Here is a 16,978-nt window from a genome sequence, read left to right on the forward strand (position 1 = left end):
GACCTTGCTGGCGGCCGGCGCGGCCCACACCCCTGCGCTGGCGCAAAGTCGTGCGCCCGAAGCCTACAATCTGAACATTCCGCGCCAGCGGGCCGACGAGGCCCTGCTGACCCTGGCCCTGCAGACCCGGCGCTCGCTGGGTGGCGATATCCGCGCCTGCCGGGGAACGGCCACGGCTTTGAGCGGCTCCATGTCGTTGAACGCCGCCTTGAACCGTCTGCTGGCCGGATCAAGCTGTTCCGGCGCCGTGCGGGCGGACGGCGCCATCCTGATCCGGGCCGGACGGACCGCCTTGGCGCCGCCACCGCCGCCCCTCCCCAGCGCCTGGCCAGCGGCGCTGGTCGAGGTTCTGGACGCGGCGACCGAAACGCGCCTCAGCGACATCGTCGTCACCATCGAACGCCGCTCCGAGACGCCGGAAGCGGTGGCCGCCGCCCTGACCGCCATCGCGGGCGTCCAGGTCGAGCGGGGCGGGGTCAGCGACATGATCGGCGTCGCCTCCCTGACGGCGGGCATGACGGTGACCAACTTGGGGTCGGGGCGGAACAAGATCCTGCTGCGCGGGATGTCGGACGGCGCCTTCACGGGCCTGACCCAGTCGACGGTGGCGCTGTATCTGAACCAGATCCCGATCACCTACAGCGCGCCGGACCCGGACCTGAAACTGGTCGACATCGACCGGGTCGAGGTGCTGCGCGGGCCGCAAGGAACGCTCTACGGCACCGGCCCCATCGGCGGAGTGATCCGCACCGTGACGCGTCAGCCCGATCCGGACGCCTTTTACGGCAACGTTTCGGCGACCCGGTCGCATACGCGCTCTGGCGGATGGAACAGCGACTATTCGGCCATGGTCAACCTGCCTTTGTTCGACGGCCAGGCTGCGATCCGGGCCGTGGCCTATGAAGAGGAATTCTCCGGCTATATCAACGACGTCGCCCTGAACCTGCCGCAGGTGAACGAGGGCGGACGTCGGGGCGGGCGGGTATCGTTCGCGGGGCGGCTCGGGCCGGAATGGAACCTGGACGCCGGGCTGGTCCATCAGTCGATCAACACCGAAGACACCCACTATGTGATCCGGGGCCTGGGGGCGTTCCGCCGGGCCAATCTGGTGCGCGAACCGTACGAGAACACCTTCGACGCCGCCTACGCCTCCATCGACGGACAAGCCGACTGGGGCCGGCTGGACGCCTCGCTTGGCTATGTCCGGCATCGGTTCCAGAGCCGGTTCGACGCCTCCCCTGCCCTGTTCCGGTTCGGATCGCGCCAGTTGATCGGCGCCATGGACGAAGACAAGGACATCGAGCTGCTGACCGGGGAAGTGACCCTGTCCTCGCCCCGCGACCGGCGGTTCCGCTGGCTGGCGGGCGTCTTCATGTCCGTCAACGACACCCGGACCGATACGACGGTGTCCGCCCTGCAACCTATCCCCGCTCTGGCCTACGCCGAGATGCGGAGCGACCACCTGCACGAACTGGCCGCCTTCGGAGAGATGACCTACGACCTGACCTCCCGGCTCAGCGTCACGGCCGGCGGACGGCTCTACGACACCGACTACAGCGTCGGCTCGATCATGCATCAGGGCGCGTTCGAGCGGCGGTTCAGCGGACAGGGCCGCGACGAGGGCTTCTCGCCCAAGCTGGCCCTCGCCTACCGGCTGAACGCGGACTGGAACCTCTACGCCCAGGTCAGTCAGGGACACCGGACCGGCGGCTTCAACACGGCCGGACCGGCGGGCCAGGCCTTCCTGAACACCGTCGGGTCGCCAGGACGCCGGTATCAGGCCGATACCCTCTGGAACTACGAAGGCGGGGCCAAGGGGTTCTTCCTGAACGGCACGCTCCGGACCCGGATCGCGGCCTTCGTGGCCCGCTGGGACAATATCCAGAGCGACCAGTATCTGCCCAGCGGACTGGCCTATGCGGTCAATGTCGGGGACGGCGCCAACAAGGGACTGGAGATCGAGACGACCTGGCAGCCGGTCGCCAGTCTTGAGATTCGCACCAACGCCCTTTTCGCCGATCCCGAGATCACCCGGCCGAGCGCGGTCTTCAACTCGCGCGGCGACGCCGGATTGCCTGGGGTGCCGGCCCTCTCCGCCAATGTGGCGGTCTCCTATCATCGCAGGCTGTGGCGGGACCTGGACCTGCGCGCGGACGGCCATGTGGCCTATGTCGGGGCCTCGCGGCTGACCTTCGACGCCCAGAGGCGTTCGCGCATGGGAGATTACATGACCGGCCGCGTTTCCGTGGGCGTCGAGGGTGCGTCATGGGCCGCGACGGCCTTCGTGGACAATCCGTTCGACACCGAGGCCAACACCTTCGCCTTCGGCGATCCTTTCCGACTGCCCGAAGGGCTGGCCATGACGCCGCTTCGCCCTCGCACCATCGGACTGACCCTCAGTTGGCAACCATAAGGCCAAGCTGTTGATCGCGCACGGCAAGTCGGCGCATCTCTAGATTGATCGGGCCGTCTAACCGGCCTTGGGCGCGCTCAGGGCGTGGGACAGATCGGTCGAGGAGAAGGGCTTCACCAGGGTCGCGTCGGCGCCCAGGCCGCCCGCCATGCTGAGCAGACTGCCGGCGCCCAGGCGTCCGCCACCGGAGATTGCGACGATCCGCAGGTCCGGCCGAATGCGCCGCACCTCCATGATGAAGGTCAGGCCATCGCGGTCGGGCATCAGGATATCGACGACGGCGGCATCCGAACCTTGCGATTCAACCAGTCTTAGTCCCGTATCCACATTGGTCGCGGTAACGACTTCGAATCCGAGCCCCATGACCATCTCGGCCACGTGTTCCAGCATCAACGGATCGTCGTCTATGACGCAGACCTTCATCCGAGCCGCCTCCCTTGGTTGTCCTGACGCCGGTCAGGATACGCGCTCGTGACAGGGCAGCGTCAAGCGTTACTGACCCGATCGAGGGCGCCGTCGATCATCGCGGCGATTCTGGTCCCCCTGCTGCTCGTCTTCGTCGGTCTGGAATTGGCGAACGAATTCCGCAGCAACCGCACCGTGCGCGCCGAGATGGATCGGTCGTATGAGACTCGCTCTCAAATTCAACGTGTCTTCTCCCTGCTGCAGGACGCGGAGACCGGCCAGCGCGGTTACGTGATCACGGGCGAGGAGCGATTCCTCGAACCCTATGACCGGGCCACCGAGCAACTAGACGACCAGATGCTGGCCCTGGCCCAGTTGTTCGACGAGGGCGACGCCCAGGCGGCGGACTTCGCGCAGTTGGAAGTCCTCGCCCGTCGCAAGACCGAAGAGATGCAGCGGGTCATCGACACGCGCGACAACGAGGGTGCGGCGGCCGGTATCGCGGTGGTCGCCTCGGGGCGCGGCAAGGCGATCATGGACGATGTGCGGACCATCGTGGCGCGCATGACAGAGACCGAGGCGGCGGAACTGGACGCCTACGCCAAGGCGGCCCAGGACCGGACCGCACGGACCGAGTTCATGGTCGGCGCCCTGTTCCTGGCCCTGCTGGGCGCGGTGGCCGCGACGGCCTTCCTGATGTGGCGCTATACGCTCACGCGTCAGCTCATGCTGAACGATCTGCAGGCGACGACGACGCGCCAGTCGGCGATCTTCGACGGGGCCATCGACGGCATCATCACCCTGAACCCCAGCGGCAGCGTGGAGACGATGAACGCCGCCGCGGAGCGGATGTTCGGCTATTCGGCCCAGGAACTGGGTCGTCGTGACATCTCGTTGATGCTCGACATCGCCCCCGACGGCGAGGGCGAATTCCTGAAACGGCTGGGCGCGTCCCAAGGCGCGCTGGAAGGCGGCCTGTTGCGCCAGATGGAGGCGACGCGAAAGAACGGCGACAGCTTCCCGGTCGATGTGGCCCTGGGCGCCATGCAGCTGCCGACCGGCACACACATTGTGGCCGTGGTCCGCGACATTTCCGAACGGCGCCGGATCGAGCAGTTGAAGGACGAGTTCGTCTCGACCGTCAGCCACGAACTGCGTACCCCCCTCACTTCCATCGCCGGATCCCTGGGTCTGCTGGCCGGTGGAGCGGCGGGGGCCCTGCCGGAGAAGGCCGGACGACTGATCCAGATCGCCCAGGCGAACAGCCAGCGACTGGTCCGGCTGATCAACGACATCCTCGACATCGAAAAGATCGAGTCCGGCAAATTGCGGCTGGAGATGGCGCCGCTGGACCTGCGCGAGGTGGCGGCGCGGGCCGTGGAAGGCGTTCGCGGCTATGCCGACGAACTGGGCGTCAGGCTCACGCTCGCCGAGGGCGAGGCCGCGCCGGTGCGGGGCGACGCCGACCGCCTGATCCAGGTGGTGACCAACCTTCTGTCCAACGCGTCGAAATTCTCGCCGCGCGGCGGTGAGGTGCGAGTGACGGTCGATCCGGAGCGGCGTCTGGCGCGGCTGAGCGTCGTCGACCAGGGGCCGGGCATTCCGGACAGTTTCCGCTCCCGCATCTTCTCGAAATTCGCCCAGGCCGACGGATCCGACACCCGCGCCAAGGGCGGGACGGGCCTGGGCCTCGCCATCGCGCGCGAGATCGCCGAACGCCATGGCGGACGGCTGTGGTTCGAATCCGCCGAGGGCGAGGGCGCGACCTTCTATCTGGACCTGCCCCTGGCCTCGGACAACGCCAACAGCATCGAGAGCGACGGGCCGCGCCTGTTGATCGTCGAGGACGACGCCGACGCCGCCGAAGTGCTGCGCACCATGCTGGAGAGCGACGGGTTCGCCGCCGATGTCGCGGCGACCAGCCGAGAAGGCCTGTCGGCGGCGCGGACGGGGGTCTACGACGCTGTGCTGGTCGATCTGCAACTGCCGGACGCCGACGGCATCAGCCTGATCCGCGCCCTGAGAGCCGGAGAGCAGACCCGCGACCTGCCCGTCGTGGTCGTCTCGGCCGATACGGCGCGGGGCAAGGCGCGGGGCCGGTCGCTGGAAGTGGTCGACTGGATGGAGAAGCCGTTCGACCAGACCCGGCTGCGCGAGGCGGTGGCCGCCATCTACGAGCGGGTGGCGGACCGGAAGCCGCTGATCCTGCACGTCGACGACGACCGGGACATTCTTGAAGTGACCGCAGCGGCCCTGAACGGCACGGCAGAGATGATCGGCATGGAAAGCCTGGCGGCCGCGCGGGCGGCCCTGGCGCGCAACAAGCCGGATCTGGTCATTCTGGACCTGGGCCTGCCGGACGGGTCGGGTCTGGAACTGCTGGGCGATCTCGGCGACGAACACGGGCGGACCGTTCCGGTCGTCATCTACTCGGCCCAGGAGATGGACGGCGCCCTGGCCAACCGGGTCGAGGCGGTCCTGACCAAGTCCCGCACCTCGCTGGCCGGCCTGACCCGCACGGTCCGCCGTCTGACCAGCCCCAAGGACGAAAAGTAGAAACGGAGGGAAACGCGGATGCTTAGAATTCTGCACGTCGACGACGAACCGGACATCCGCGAGGTGGCGGCCATGTCTCTCGGCATCGACCCGGAGATCGAGGTCCGGTCGGCGGCGTCCGGCGCGGAGGCCCTGACCGTGCTGGAAAGCGACTGGCGCCCCGACGTGATCCTGTTGGACGTCATGATGCCGGAACTGGACGGGCCGGGGACGCTGGAGCGCCTGCGCCAGCTGCCCCATCATGAAAAGACGCCGGTCATCTTCATGACCGCACGCGCCCAGGCCCAGGAAAAGAGCCGCTTTCTGGACCTGGGCGCCATCGCCGTGATCGTGAAACCGTTCGACCCCATGAGCCTGGCGGGTCAGGTTCGCGATCATCTGGACGCCTGGTGAACGACCCGCTCGCCCCGCTGCGCGAGCGCTTCCGAAAGCGCGCCGCTGACGATCTGGCGCGTCTGCGCGTCCTGATGACGGAAGACCTCGGCGCGGATGAGCTGAGACGGTTGGCGCACAATATCGCCGGAGCCGCCGGGACCTTCGGCTATCCGGCCCTCAGCGCGGCCGCCATGGCCGTGGACGACGAATATGTCGCCGGCCGGACGCCCAACGCCGAACACCTGGGCCTACTGGAACAACGACTGGCCGAGGCCGCGTCGGACTGAGTTCAGTCCTGGTCCATGTCGTTGAGATAGGGGCGGATGGCCAGGATGGCCTGGCTTCTGTTGTTGACGCCCAACTTCTTGAAGATGGTCGACAGGTGCTGTTTCACCGTGCCCTCGGTGATGTTCATGTCGCCGGCGATCTGTTTGTTCAGCCGCCCGTCCGCCAGCGCCGTCAGGACCTTGAGCTGGGTCGCCGACAGACTGGCCAGCTGTTTGGTGAAGGTCTCGGCCGCCGGAGAAGGCGGCTTGGTGTCTGCCGGGAACAGGCTTTCCCCCCGCAGGATCGCGCCGACGGCATTGACCAGTTCGGACACGGGCGCCGACTTCGACAGATAGGAGGCGACGCCGAAGGTGCGGGCCATGGCCACCGCATGGGCGTCCGCACGCGCCGAGACGATGGCGATCGGACGATCCGGCAAGAGCTGCTGCAGCCGGATCAGGGCGCTGAAGCCGGTGGCGTCGGGCAGCATCAGATCCAGCAGCACCAGCTGAATGCGCGAGGCGTTGGCGCGGACAAAGGTCTCGGCTTCCGCCGCCGAGGCGACCCGGCCCACGTCGATGTGGGGATAGGCGGCGCGGATCGACAGCTCGAACGCCTCACCCACCAGCGGGTGGTCGTCGACGATGAGAACTATCCAGCGCATGTCGGTTACTCGGATTATCGGAGCGAGTCAGGCCGACAGACCAACCCAGAGTGGCAGATTTCCGCGAACGAGGTTAACAAAAGGTATACATTACTTACCTATTTTTAAGCATGATGGCTGTATCAAAATAATACACTGCAATTTCAATGCGAATACTACTTTGTTGGAGTCGTATAACTTTGGTTCGATTTGAGCCTTATAGACCGGTCTCGAGATGGACCGCCCCACCCGCTGAGGAGCAACAAGCGATCACATTCATCGCAACCGCTCGTCGGAGACTTCAAATGAACAAGCTGATCGCCGCCGCCGCCGCTCTTGCCGCCGTCGCCGTCGCCGCCCCCGCCATGGCCCAGTCGAGCGCCTCGACGACGGGTACGGGCTCCATCACCATCATCCGCCCGCTGACCATCACCAAGAACGCCGATCTGAAGTTCGGCACCGTCGTCCGCCCCGGCACGGGTTCGGGCACGGCCGTCGTCAGCGCCGCGGGCGTCCGCAGCGTCACCGGCGGCGTGGTCGGTCTGGCCTCGGGCGACACGCCGCAGGCCTCGCAGTTCACCGTCGCCGGTGAAGGCGGTCAGTCGATCTCGGTCACCATCCCGGCCACCTTCACCATGGCCAACGGTTCGGACACCCTGACCGTCACGACGAACAACAACCTGACCGGCTCGGCCGGCAGCCAGACCCTGAGCAACGCCCTCGGCGCAGCCGGCACCCTGGTCTTCAACGTCGGCGGCACCGTGCCGGTCGCCTCGACCACCACCACCGGCGCCTACACCGGCACCTTCACCGTCTCGGCCGCCTACAACTGATCGGGCGAACCGCCGGCCCTCTCTCGGTTAACGAGTAGGAAAAGCCGGCGGCGGTAACATCGCCGCGACGCAGACCGAAGGCCCGTCCATGTTGAAGTCCATGATCGCCGCATCGCTCGCCCTGGCCCTCACGGCCTGGGCCGGCGCAGCTTCGGCGCAGGTCGGGGCGGATCTGAACATCTCGCCTCGCCGGGTGACCTTCAACGAAAGCGGACGGTCCGCCTCGGTCTATGTCTTCAACCAGGGCGACGCCCCGGCGACCTATGCGGTCGAGCTGGTGGACCGCGCCATGCAGGCGGACGGCCAGATCGTCCTGGCCTCAGACGTCACCGAGCCGATGCGCAGCCTGTCGGCGGCCGAGTTCATCCAGTACACGCCCCGCCGCGTGACACTGCAGCCGCGCGAGAGCCAGGTCATCCGCGTTCGGGTCCGCCCGCCGGCGACCGGCGAGGCGCACGAGTATCGCACCCACCTGACGGTCACGGCCCTGCCTCCCGAGGACAGCGGCTTCACCGTCGATCAGGCCGCCACCGCCGGCGCCGACGAGGTGTCGCTGCAGGTCGTGGCCCTGTTCAGCATCAGTATTCCCCTGATCATCCGCGAAGGCGCCGTAGACGCCCGCGCCGGCATCGACGGCGTGAAGCGACTGCCGGCCGTGGACGGCGCCCCGAACGGCGCGATCCAGCTGGATCTGGTCCGGCTGGGCGCCAATTCGGTCTATGGCGACGTGGAGATCTATGCGGGCGACGGTCCCGCCGAGCGTCTGGTCACCATGGTCCGCGGGGTCGCCGTCTATCCGGAGATCGAGCGCCGCACCGTGATCGCCCCCCTCGGCGAGGCCCTGCCCGAGGGGACTCCGCTGCGGATCGTCTACAAGGACGACGACACCAAGGCCGGCGCCCAGCTCGCGACGATGGTCATTCCCGGCTCATGATCCCGCCCCGCCCGTTCGCGGCCGCCGTGGTCGCCGGACTGGCCCTGTTCGGCGCGACCGAGCCTGCCCGATCCCAGACCCTGGTCGGCGAGCTGGCCCAGGCCGCCAGTCCCCAGCCCTTCAGCCCCGACGACCTTCTGTTCATGGAGGTGACGGCGGACGGCTATCAGCTGGCCGAGACGATGAACGTCTATGGCTCCCGCGCCGGCGTCTTCGTGCCGCTGGGCGAGTTTTCACGCGTCCTGGACTTCGCGGTCGGCGTGTTTCCGGCGACGGGGCGGGCCGAAGGCTGGTTCGGCTCGCGCGAGACGCCGATCAGCATCGACCTTCGGACCCGAGAGGCGACGGTCGGAACGACGGTGACCCGGTTCGAGCCGGGCTATGCGGCGATGTACGACGGCGACATCTACGTCCGCACCGACCTCCTGGAAAAGATCCTGCCGCTGAAGCTGCGGGCCGACATCAACGCCCAGACCCTGACGGTCATCCCGACCCAGCCCCTGCCCTTCCAGGAGAGGCTGGCGCGGGAGCAACGGGCGGCCGGCCTGAGCTTCGGCGCGGTCGAGGCGCCGCCCCAGCGGATCGAGACGCCCTATCGCGCCTTCACCCCCCCGGCCTTCGACGTCAATCTGGGCGGCCAGATCGCGCGGGACGGCAGCAATCAGGTGCGCAGCTACGACCTGCGGATGGCGGGCGACCTGCTCTACACGGGCTTCCAGGGCTTCGTCGGATCGAACCAGGACGGCGAGCTGAACACCGCGCGGGTCCAGTTTGAGCGCAAGGATCCGGACGGTCGGGCGCTGGGCTTCCTGGGCGCCACGCGGGCCGGGGTCGGCGACGTCTTCACCCCCTCCATGTCCATCGGGGCCGGCAGCGTCAGCGGTCGCGGGGTCTATTACACCTCCGCCCCCCTGGTGGCGCTGGACCTGTCCACGCCGCTGGATCTGCGGGGCGAACTGCCGCTGGGCGAAGACGTCGAGCTCTACGTCAACGAGGTGCTGCAGGCGACCCAGGCGACGGCGGCGCAGGGCCGGTACGAGTTCCTGGACGTGCCGCTGACCTTCGGTCTGAATACCATCCGCCTGGTCTTCTACGGGCCGCAGGGGCAGACGCGGGAAGAGGTTCGCCGCGTCAATTTCGGCACCGGCCAGGTCGCGGCCGGCGCCTTCGTCCTTCGCATGGGGGCGGTCGAACAGAACCGGCCGGTGTTCGAGATCGGTGAGAACACCGTGACCGACATGGCGGTCGGGCCGCTGAGGATGTCCGCCCTGTTCGACTACGGCCTGTCGCCGACCCTGACGCTGAGCGGCGGCGGCGCCCGCTATACGCCGCGCCGCCGGGAGACCCGCGACGTCGGGCTGCTGGGTCTGCGTTCCTCTCTGGGATCGGTGGCGGCCCAGATCGATTTCGCCCGCGACGACCTGGGCGGCGAAGCGACCAACGTCGGCCTGGCCGGACGGGCCTTCGGCGTCTCCGTGGTCGGGCGGCATTCGGAATACAGCGGCGACTTCATCGACGAGACGCGCCAGTTCGGCCTGACCGACACGGTCGCCCTGGTGCGGGCCTCCGACCTCAGGGCCGACGCCCAGGTCCACATCGGCTCGACCGCCCTGCCCGTGTCGCTGGACATGCGCCGGATCGAGCGCACCGACGGCACGGACCTGTTCACCGCCCAGGCGCGGACCTCGGCGCCGATCGACCGCTACTATGTGTCCAACAGCCTGGGCTACGAGAGTGAGACCCTGGCCGAGGGGCGTCGCTACCGCCTGATCGGGGCGCTGGACATCGCCACCCTGATCGCCGCCCGGGCGCAGCTGCGGGGCGGTCTCTCCTACGAACTGGGTCCCGACGCCGGGATCGACACCGCCTATGTCAACGTCGACTTCCCGATTCGCGAGATCGGCGCGGTCCGCGTCAGCGTGATCCAGGCCCTGCGGACCTTCAACGCGACGACGGTTCAGGCCTCGGCCCTCTATCGGGCGCCCCGCTTCGACGTCTCCCTGACCACCGCCTACGAGACGCTGAACGGCGAGTGGACCGTGGGTCTGCGGTTCGGCTTCGGCATCGGCTTCGATCCCTTCTCGCAGCGGTATCGCGTCACCCGGCCCGGCGTCTCGACCGGCGGATCGGTGGCGCTGGACGCCTATGTCGACGCCGACGGCGACGGGGTCAGGGACGCCGGCGAGCGGCCGGTCCGCAACGTAGTGCTGGAGGCCCCCTCCGGCGCGGCGGTGACCGGCATCGACGGTCAAGTCCTGGCCAGCGGTCTGGGCGATGGCGGCGGGGTGCGGATGCGGGTCAATCTGGAGGGGGTCGACGATCCCTTCCTGGTCGGACCGACCGGGGCGGTCGAGGTCGTGCCCCGGCCGGGTCAGACCGCCGTCGTGAACTATCCGATGCAGATCACCAGCGAGGTCGAGATCACGGTGCGTCTGCGTCGCGGCGGCGAGGCCCGCACCCTGGCGGCGGTGAACCTGAAGCTGGTTCCGGACGGCGGCGGCGAGGCCCTCTCGGTCCGCACCGATCACGGCGGGGTGGCCTTCATCGAAGGCGTCCGGCCGGGCCGGTATCGCATCGAACTGGACCCCGAACAGGCCCAGGCCCTGGGCCTTTCGCTGGAGGACGCGCCCGAGGTGGTCGCGCCTCCGTCCGGCGGCTTCGTCCGCGCCGGCGACATCTTCATTCGCATTCCCTCCACGGAGCCGCGGGCATGATCCGTCTCGTCACCCTGACCGTCGTCGCCCTCTGCGCCATGGCGGCCCCGGCCCTGGCCCAGCAGCGCCCGGCCACGGCCAGCATCACCATCGAACGCGCCCTGACCGTGACCGGCATCCGGCCGATGGGCTTCGAGGCGACGGGCGGCCAGGTCGACGCCGTCGGCGGCGGCACGACCGAGGCCATCATCGAGGTGACCGGCGATCCAGGCCGCATCTATCGGGTGCAGTTGCCCGGGTCGATCAAGGCCGACGGTCTGGGCTCGATGATCGACACCTTCACCCTGCGCAGCGACAACTCCGGCGACATTTCCGAGACCCTGACGGCGCGGATGGACGCCAACGGGTTCGACCGGCTGCACGTCGGCGGGAGGCTGCGCCGGGCGCCCGGTCTGGTCATCACCGAGGTGAGCGCGGCGATCCCGCTGAGCATCGACTACGAGTGAGCCTCCTCTAGCGAAGCGCCGTCGCGGCGCGGCCGAGGCGTTCGACGGCCTGATCGAGGACGGCGTCCGCCTTGGCGAAGCAGAGGCGGACGGTGGAGCCTTCCCCTCTCCCGGTGACGAAGGCCGAAAGAGGGATGGCCGCGACGCCGAACTCCGCGACCACGCGGCGGCAGAAGGTTTCGTCGTCGAGGGCGATGCCGGAGGCCTTGAGATCCACGCCGAGGAAATAGGCGCCTTCGCTGGGGGTCAGGACGAAGCCCTGCGCCTGAAGGCCTGACGCCAGTCGGTCGCGGGAGCCTTGCAGGCCCTGCTGCATCTCGGTGAAGGCGGAGGCGTCCCAGGCGAGACCGGCGGCGACGGCGCTTTGCAGGTTCGGCGGGGTGGCGAAGGTCAGGAACTGGTGCGCCTTGGCGACCGGATCGACCAGCGCCGGATCGCCGCAGACGAAGCCGATCTTCCAGCCCGTCATGCCGAACATCTTGCCCGCCGAGCCGATCTTGAGCGTGCGGGCCGCCATGCCGGGCTCGGCGATCAGGGAGCGGTGGCGGCGGGCGTCGAAGATCACATGCTCCCAAACCTCGTCGCTGATGGCGATCAGGTCGTGACGGACGCAAGACCGGGCGAGGGCGGCGACCTCCCCGGCGTCGAAGGCGCGGGCGGTGGGGTTGTGCGGATTGTTGAAGACGAGGGCGCGGGTGCGGGGCGTGATCGCGGCCTCGATCATGGCCTCGGTCAGACGCCAGGTCGGCGGGTCGAGACGGACCGCGACGGCGACGCCGCCGGCGCGCTCGATCAGGGGACGGTAGGCATCGTAAGCGGGCTCGAAGATGACGACCTCATCGCCCGGATTGACGTAGGCCGAGATGGAGGCGGCGATGGCCTCGGTGGCGCCGGAGGTGATCAGGACGCCGTCGAACTGGAGCGGGACGTCGTGCATACGGCCATAGTGTTCGACGACGGCGTGGCGCAGCTCCGGCAGGCCGCGCGAAGGGGCGTACTGGTTGGAGCCGGTCATCAGGGCGTCGGCGGCGAGGCGGCGCAGGCTTTCAGGGCCCTGATCGTCGGGGAATCCCTGACCGAGATTGATGGCGTCGTGCTGGCGAGCGAGGCCGGACATGATCTCGAAGATGGTCACCGGCATGTCGGCGAAGACGGGATGGGGGCGCATGGGATGATGGGAGCGGATGGGGGGCGTGGTGGCAAGGTGGAAAGGTTGAATGAGATCTTCTCCCTCCCCCTCGGGGAGGGTGGTCGGAGCCGAAGGCGGAGACCGGGTGGGGGGCGGCCAGGCGGGGCCCTTAAGCCCACGACGGGCGGAGGGTTTCAGGCCCCTCCGGGCTCCACGGTTTCACGCCCCGTGGACAGTCCTGCATCAGCGCCGGTTCGTGCCTCTACTGAGCCAGGTTCAACGCCGGATCAGGGTCCTCGGTCGGATCCACGATGCGGTTTCCCGCTCGATCGCGCCCCATCGCACGTCCGGGTCCTGGGCCCAGGACGCCTTCCCCATGCGGTGGGACGAGGAGAAGTGTACGCGCGTTTTCAGGGGCGCCAGTTCGGAGGGGTCTTAGAAGTTCGGGGCGTTGGAATCGTTGGCGAAATCGGACGATGCTTTGCCAACTTCAGCGTCTTCCTTCTCCCCTTGCGGGAGAAGGTGGCGGGCGAAGCCCGACGGATGAGGGGTACGAGGACGCAGCCGAGATGGGCCCGGTGCTCGCTCGGTCAGGGTGAGTTTCACCCCTCACCCGTCGGCGCAAGAACGACGGCTACGCCGCCGTGCGCCGCCTCCCTCTCCCGCAAGGGGAGAGGGCTCTGGTGCTCGCCTGTCGAGACCGTCTCGCCCCCTCCTGGCCGCTGCCCGCGGCCTGTCCTCCCCATCTTCGATGGAGAGGTGACGTAGGTACGGCGACTAGCGGTCGTTCCAGCAGCGGAGGGTGATGTCGGCGGAGATGACGGGCGCGGCGCCGGTGACCTGGATCGTGCGGCGGCTGCCGGCCGGCATGTCGAAATGGTTGTCGCTGAAGATCAGGTCGGCGCGGGCCGAGACGAAATGCACGAAGGCGACGTAGGCCGAGGCCTCCAGCTCGATGTGCAGCGAACCGTCCGAACACATGCGGATGACGATCCCGGGCCGGGTCTTCCGGTCCAGGGCGACGCGGGCGATGGGGCCCGGCAGCATGCGGTTGGGGGCGAAGACCGCGTCCGGGGCGTGGACGGTCAGGACCTGATCGCGGGCAGTCGGGGCGGAGCCGGTCCAGATGGGGCGGCTGGCGCCCGGCGGGATGTCGAAGGCGATCTCTTCGGAGCGGAGGACGACGCCGGACAGGCGGGCGGTCTCGATGACGGCGCGGCCGGCGGCGGATGTGCGCGTATCGTTGGTGATCCAGAGCTCGGCCTGGCCGTCCTCCAGCGCCTTGAACGAGGCGAGGACGGGGGCGAAGGCGCGGCGGACGGCGTGGAAGGCGGCCTTTTCCACCCCGTCGTAGTCGACCAGGCTCCAGCTGACGCAGGGCCAGCAGTCGTTGAACTGCCAGAGCAGGGCGCCCGAGCAGTGGGGGCGGCGACGGCGGAAATGCTCGATGCCGAACTTCAGGCCTTCGGCCTGCGTCCACTGGGTGAAGTCGATGTAGTCCTGAAGCGACGTCGCGGGGCCGGTCTCGGGGGCGATCATGGCCAGGGCCTTTTTCGACTCGTCCTTGATGCGCTGGTGGAAACCTTCGCTGTCGGGGTCGAGGTCGGCGGGGTCCATCCAGCGTTTCAGGGTGGCGAGCGCGGGGGCGGCCTGGATGCCGAACTCGGAGACGAAGCGGGCGGTGTCCTCGGCGTAGCGCTGGAAGACGATCTTCTCCGGGGCGTAGCCGAAGGGTTCGCTCATCACGTCGTCGGGGATGGGGGGGATGCCGTGCCAGACGGTCCAGTCGTGGACGTCGCCGGCCTTCATGCCGTTGGGGTTGGCGCCGCCCCACGGGCTGCCCGGCCAGTAGGGGACGGTCGGGTCGAGGTCGGCGAGGAGGCCGGGGATGAGGTCGTCATAGAGGATCGCGCCCCACAGGGGTGTGCCGACGCCGGAGACATCGACGTTGATGCGGTGGATCGCCTGGTTCTCGTTGTTGCCGCACCAGAGGGCCATCGAGGGGTGATGGCGCAGGCGGCGGACCTGATGCTCGACCTCGGCGCGGACCGAGGCGACGAAGGCGGCGTCGTCCGGATAGGGGGCGCAGGCGAACATGAAGTCCTGCCAGACCAGAAGGCCGTGCTGGTCGCAGAGGTCGTAGAAGGCGTCGGGCTCGTAGATGCCGCCGCCCCAGACGCGGATCATGTTCATGTTGGCGCGGGCGGCCTGGGCGATCAGGCGGTCGTAGGGCTCCGACTGGACGTCGCCGACGAAGGAGGTCGTGGGGACCCAGCAGGCGCCCTTGGCGAAGATCGGGACGCCGTTGAGCACGAAGGTGAAGAAGGTCGCGCCGGGCTCGTCGGGGTCGGGGGACTGGTCGAGCGCGATGGTGCGGAGGCCGACCGTGCGGCGGGTTTGGTCGAGAAGGCGGTCGCCGTCGAGGAGGCGGACGGTCAGGGCGTAGAGGGGCTGGTCGCCGAGGTCGTGGGTCCACCAGAGGCGGGGGTGGTCGAGGGTCAGGGCGATGGGGGCGCTGTCCAAGGCGTCGCGGTCGGTGCGGAAGACCTCGGCGCCGCCGGGGTCGGTCAGGACGATCTGGGCGTGGAGGCCAGCCGTCACGCCCGACAGGTCGAGGTCGATGCGGGCTTCTGCGCGGGCGTCGGTGGCGGTCAGGGTGGTGAAGGCGACGTCGGCGATGCGGGCCTTGGCGCGAACTTCAAGGCGGGCTTCCTTCCAGATGCCGACGGTGGGGAGGTCAGGACCCCAGTCCCAGCCCCAACCGAACTGGGCCTTTCGCATCAGGTTGCGCTTGGAGCGGCTGATCCGGTCGGTGAAGGCGGCCCAGGGCGGGGGCGGGGCGACGCCTTCCAGCGCGACGGCGGTGGGGTCGAAGCGGACGGCGAGGGTGTGGGTCTGGCCGGGCTGCACCGTCAGCGGGAAGGTCCAGGGGCGGAACATGTTGTCGGCGCGACCGATCTCGATGCCGTCGAGGAAGACCGTAGCGAAGGTGTCGAGGCCGTCGAAGACCAGATCGACCGTCTCGTCAGCGGCGACTTCGGGAGCGACGAAGGTGGTGCGTTGCCACCATTCGCGGTCGCGGACCCAGGCGGCGGCGGCCTCGTTGCGGTCGCGGTAGGGGTGGTCGAGGCGGCCTGAGGCGATCAGGGCCCGGTAGACGTCGCCGGGGGCGGAAATGGGCATCCAGCCCGAGCCCTCGGACGAACCCTGGCCGGGGTCGAAGTCGAGGAGTTCCCAGCGGTCGAGGATTATCGAAGATCCCTCGATCATCGGGCGGCTTCGACCTCCTGCATGAAGGCGTCGGCGGCGGCGTTGGCCTGTTCACCGGCGCCGATGAAGTAGTTGTGGCCGATGTCCTGGAAGGTGACGAGGCGGGCGTTCGGGATCATCTGCGACAGCTTCACCCCCTGTTCGTAGGGGACCAGCAGGTCCTGGGTGCCGTGCAGGACGAGGGACGGCGTCTTGATCGCGGCGACGTCGGCGGGATCGACGGAATAGCCGCTAATCGCGTGGCCTTGGGCCATCACGCCCTTGAGTTCGAACGGGTCCTTGGCCGCCATGGCCATGTCGCGGGCGATGCGATCGTCGGGGGCGGCGTCGCCGTAGCCGTGCTTGAACTTGTTGGGGGCCAGGGCCTTCAAGAGCGGCATCAGGCGGTAAGTCAGGGTGATCAACCAGCCGGGACGTTTCGGAATGTCCGCCGTCTTGGCCATGGTGCAGCCCAGCAGGAGAGAGCGGCAGCGTTCCGGGTACTGGATGCCGAACTCCAGGGCGATGCCGCCGCCCATGGAGACGCCGTAGATGTGAGCGGTATCGACCCCGGCGGCGTCCAGCACGCTCCGGGCGTCCGAGGCCATGTCGGCGACGGAGGTGCGGCGGCGCGCCTCGCTCTGGCCCGTGCCCTGATTGTCGAACCAGATCAGGCGGTAACGGTCGCCCAGCGCCTCCTTCAGCGGATACCACATGGCCGAGGAATAGCGGTGGCCCATGATGAGCAGGATGGGCGTCCCCTGCCCGCCCTGGTCCCAGTGGATGCGCGTGCCGTTGCTGGTGATGAAGGGCATTCCGGTCTTCCTTCCCCTCGCGCCGAGGCGCGCGTTTCCGTGGACGTTCTGCGACGCCTCGATGGGCGTCAATTCCATCGAAGGACCTTCGATGTCAACATTCACTCGTGTGTGAATGAGTGTTGACGGAAGCGATTTTCGGTGCTCATTCTCTCGGCCATGGCGACGCGAGATCGCCAGGAAACGCATTCAAGAGGGA

Annotated in this window: 13 protein-coding genes; 8 read left to right on the forward strand and 5 right to left on the reverse strand. The window is 68.4% G+C overall.

Translation table 11 applies throughout. From position 1 onward, the window contains the following. The first annotated feature begins 4 nt into the window (after positions 1-4). Positions 5-2,413 carry a TonB-dependent receptor domain-containing protein gene (locus tag ACETK8_RS17100; protein ID WP_374037017.1) on the forward strand — a complete coding sequence of 803 codons (2,409 nt, stop codon included), beginning with the start codon at positions 5-7 and terminating at the stop codon, positions 2,411-2,413. 57 nt (positions 2,414-2,470) lie between these two features. Here the strand turns inward: ACETK8_RS17100 and ACETK8_RS17105 are convergent, their stop codons facing one another. Then, complete coding sequence (locus tag ACETK8_RS17105) at positions 2,471-2,803, reverse strand: response regulator (RefSeq protein WP_374037018.1); 333 nt, start codon at positions 2,801-2,803, stop codon at positions 2,471-2,473. Between the two features lie 81 nt (positions 2,804-2,884). Here ACETK8_RS17105 and ACETK8_RS17110 point away from each other — a divergent pair, with 81 nt between their 5' ends. From ACETK8_RS17110 to ACETK8_RS17120, 3 genes are read left to right on the forward strand one after another with little or no spacing between them, the layout of a single operon-like run. Then, entirely contained in the window at positions 2,885-5,374 is a 2,490-nt protein-coding gene (locus ACETK8_RS17110) for a CHASE3 domain-containing protein (protein ID WP_374037019.1), read from the forward strand. A gap of 18 nt (positions 5,375-5,392) precedes the next feature. Further along, on the forward strand, positions 5,393-5,767 hold the full coding sequence (locus ACETK8_RS17115) for a response regulator (protein WP_374037020.1): 375 nt from the start codon (positions 5,393-5,395) through the stop codon (positions 5,765-5,767). Then, the gene (locus tag ACETK8_RS17120; RefSeq protein ID WP_374037021.1) at positions 5,764-6,036 is read left to right on the forward strand and encodes an Hpt domain-containing protein; all 273 of its coding nucleotides are present in this window, start codon (positions 5,764-5,766) and stop codon (positions 6,034-6,036) included. Before ACETK8_RS17115 ends, ACETK8_RS17120 begins: the two co-directional genes overlap by 4 nt. Positions 6,037-6,038: 2 nt before the next feature. Here ACETK8_RS17120 and ACETK8_RS17125 read toward each other — a convergent pair whose 3' ends face one another. Further along, complete coding sequence (locus ACETK8_RS17125) at positions 6,039-6,680, reverse strand: response regulator transcription factor (protein WP_374037022.1); 642 nt, start codon at positions 6,678-6,680, stop codon at positions 6,039-6,041. Positions 6,681-6,964: 284 nt separating this feature from the next. On the opposite strand from ACETK8_RS17125, the gene ACETK8_RS17130 reads away from it, so the two are divergent. The 4 genes from ACETK8_RS17130 (at position 6,965) to ACETK8_RS17145 (ending at position 11,586) form a co-directional block, all read left to right on the forward strand. Next, complete coding sequence (locus ACETK8_RS17130) at positions 6,965-7,492, forward strand: DUF4402 domain-containing protein (protein WP_374037023.1); 528 nt, start codon at positions 6,965-6,967, stop codon at positions 7,490-7,492. Between the two features lie 88 nt (positions 7,493-7,580). Next, a complete protein-coding gene (locus ACETK8_RS17135; RefSeq protein WP_374037024.1) occupies positions 7,581-8,426 on the forward strand; it encodes a fimbria/pilus periplasmic chaperone in 846 nt (281 codons plus the stop codon). After that, a complete protein-coding gene (locus tag ACETK8_RS17140) occupies positions 8,423-11,140 on the forward strand; it encodes a hypothetical protein (protein WP_374037025.1) in 2,718 nt (905 codons plus the stop codon). Before ACETK8_RS17135 ends, ACETK8_RS17140 begins: the two co-directional genes overlap by 4 nt. Further along, positions 11,137-11,586, forward strand: coding sequence for a DUF4402 domain-containing protein (locus ACETK8_RS17145; RefSeq protein ID WP_374037026.1), 450 nt, complete (start codon positions 11,137-11,139; stop codon positions 11,584-11,586). Before ACETK8_RS17140 ends, ACETK8_RS17145 begins: the two co-directional genes overlap by 4 nt. Before the next feature lie 7 nt (positions 11,587-11,593). Here the strand turns inward: ACETK8_RS17145 and ACETK8_RS17150 are convergent, their stop codons facing one another. The 3 genes from ACETK8_RS17150 to ACETK8_RS17160 all read right to left on the reverse strand — a co-directional run bounded on the left by ACETK8_RS17150 (position 11,594) and on the right by ACETK8_RS17160 (position 16,857). Next, positions 11,594-12,754, reverse strand: a complete 1,161-nt coding sequence (locus ACETK8_RS17150) for an aminotransferase (protein WP_374037027.1) — start codon at positions 12,752-12,754, stop codon at positions 11,594-11,596. A gap of 738 nt (positions 12,755-13,492) precedes the next feature. Beyond that, a complete protein-coding gene (locus ACETK8_RS17155; RefSeq protein WP_374037028.1) occupies positions 13,493-15,985 on the reverse strand; it encodes a glycoside hydrolase family 2 protein in 2,493 nt (830 codons plus the stop codon). Then, entirely contained in the window at positions 15,982-16,857 is an 876-nt protein-coding gene (locus ACETK8_RS17160) for an alpha/beta fold hydrolase (protein WP_374037029.1), read from the reverse strand. Before ACETK8_RS17160 ends, ACETK8_RS17155 begins: the two co-directional genes overlap by 4 nt. Positions 16,858-16,978: the final 121 nt, after the last annotated feature.

Source organism: Brevundimonas staleyi (assembly GCF_041893865.1).
Classification (GTDB): Bacteria; Pseudomonadota; Alphaproteobacteria; order Caulobacterales; family Caulobacteraceae; genus Brevundimonas; species Brevundimonas staleyi.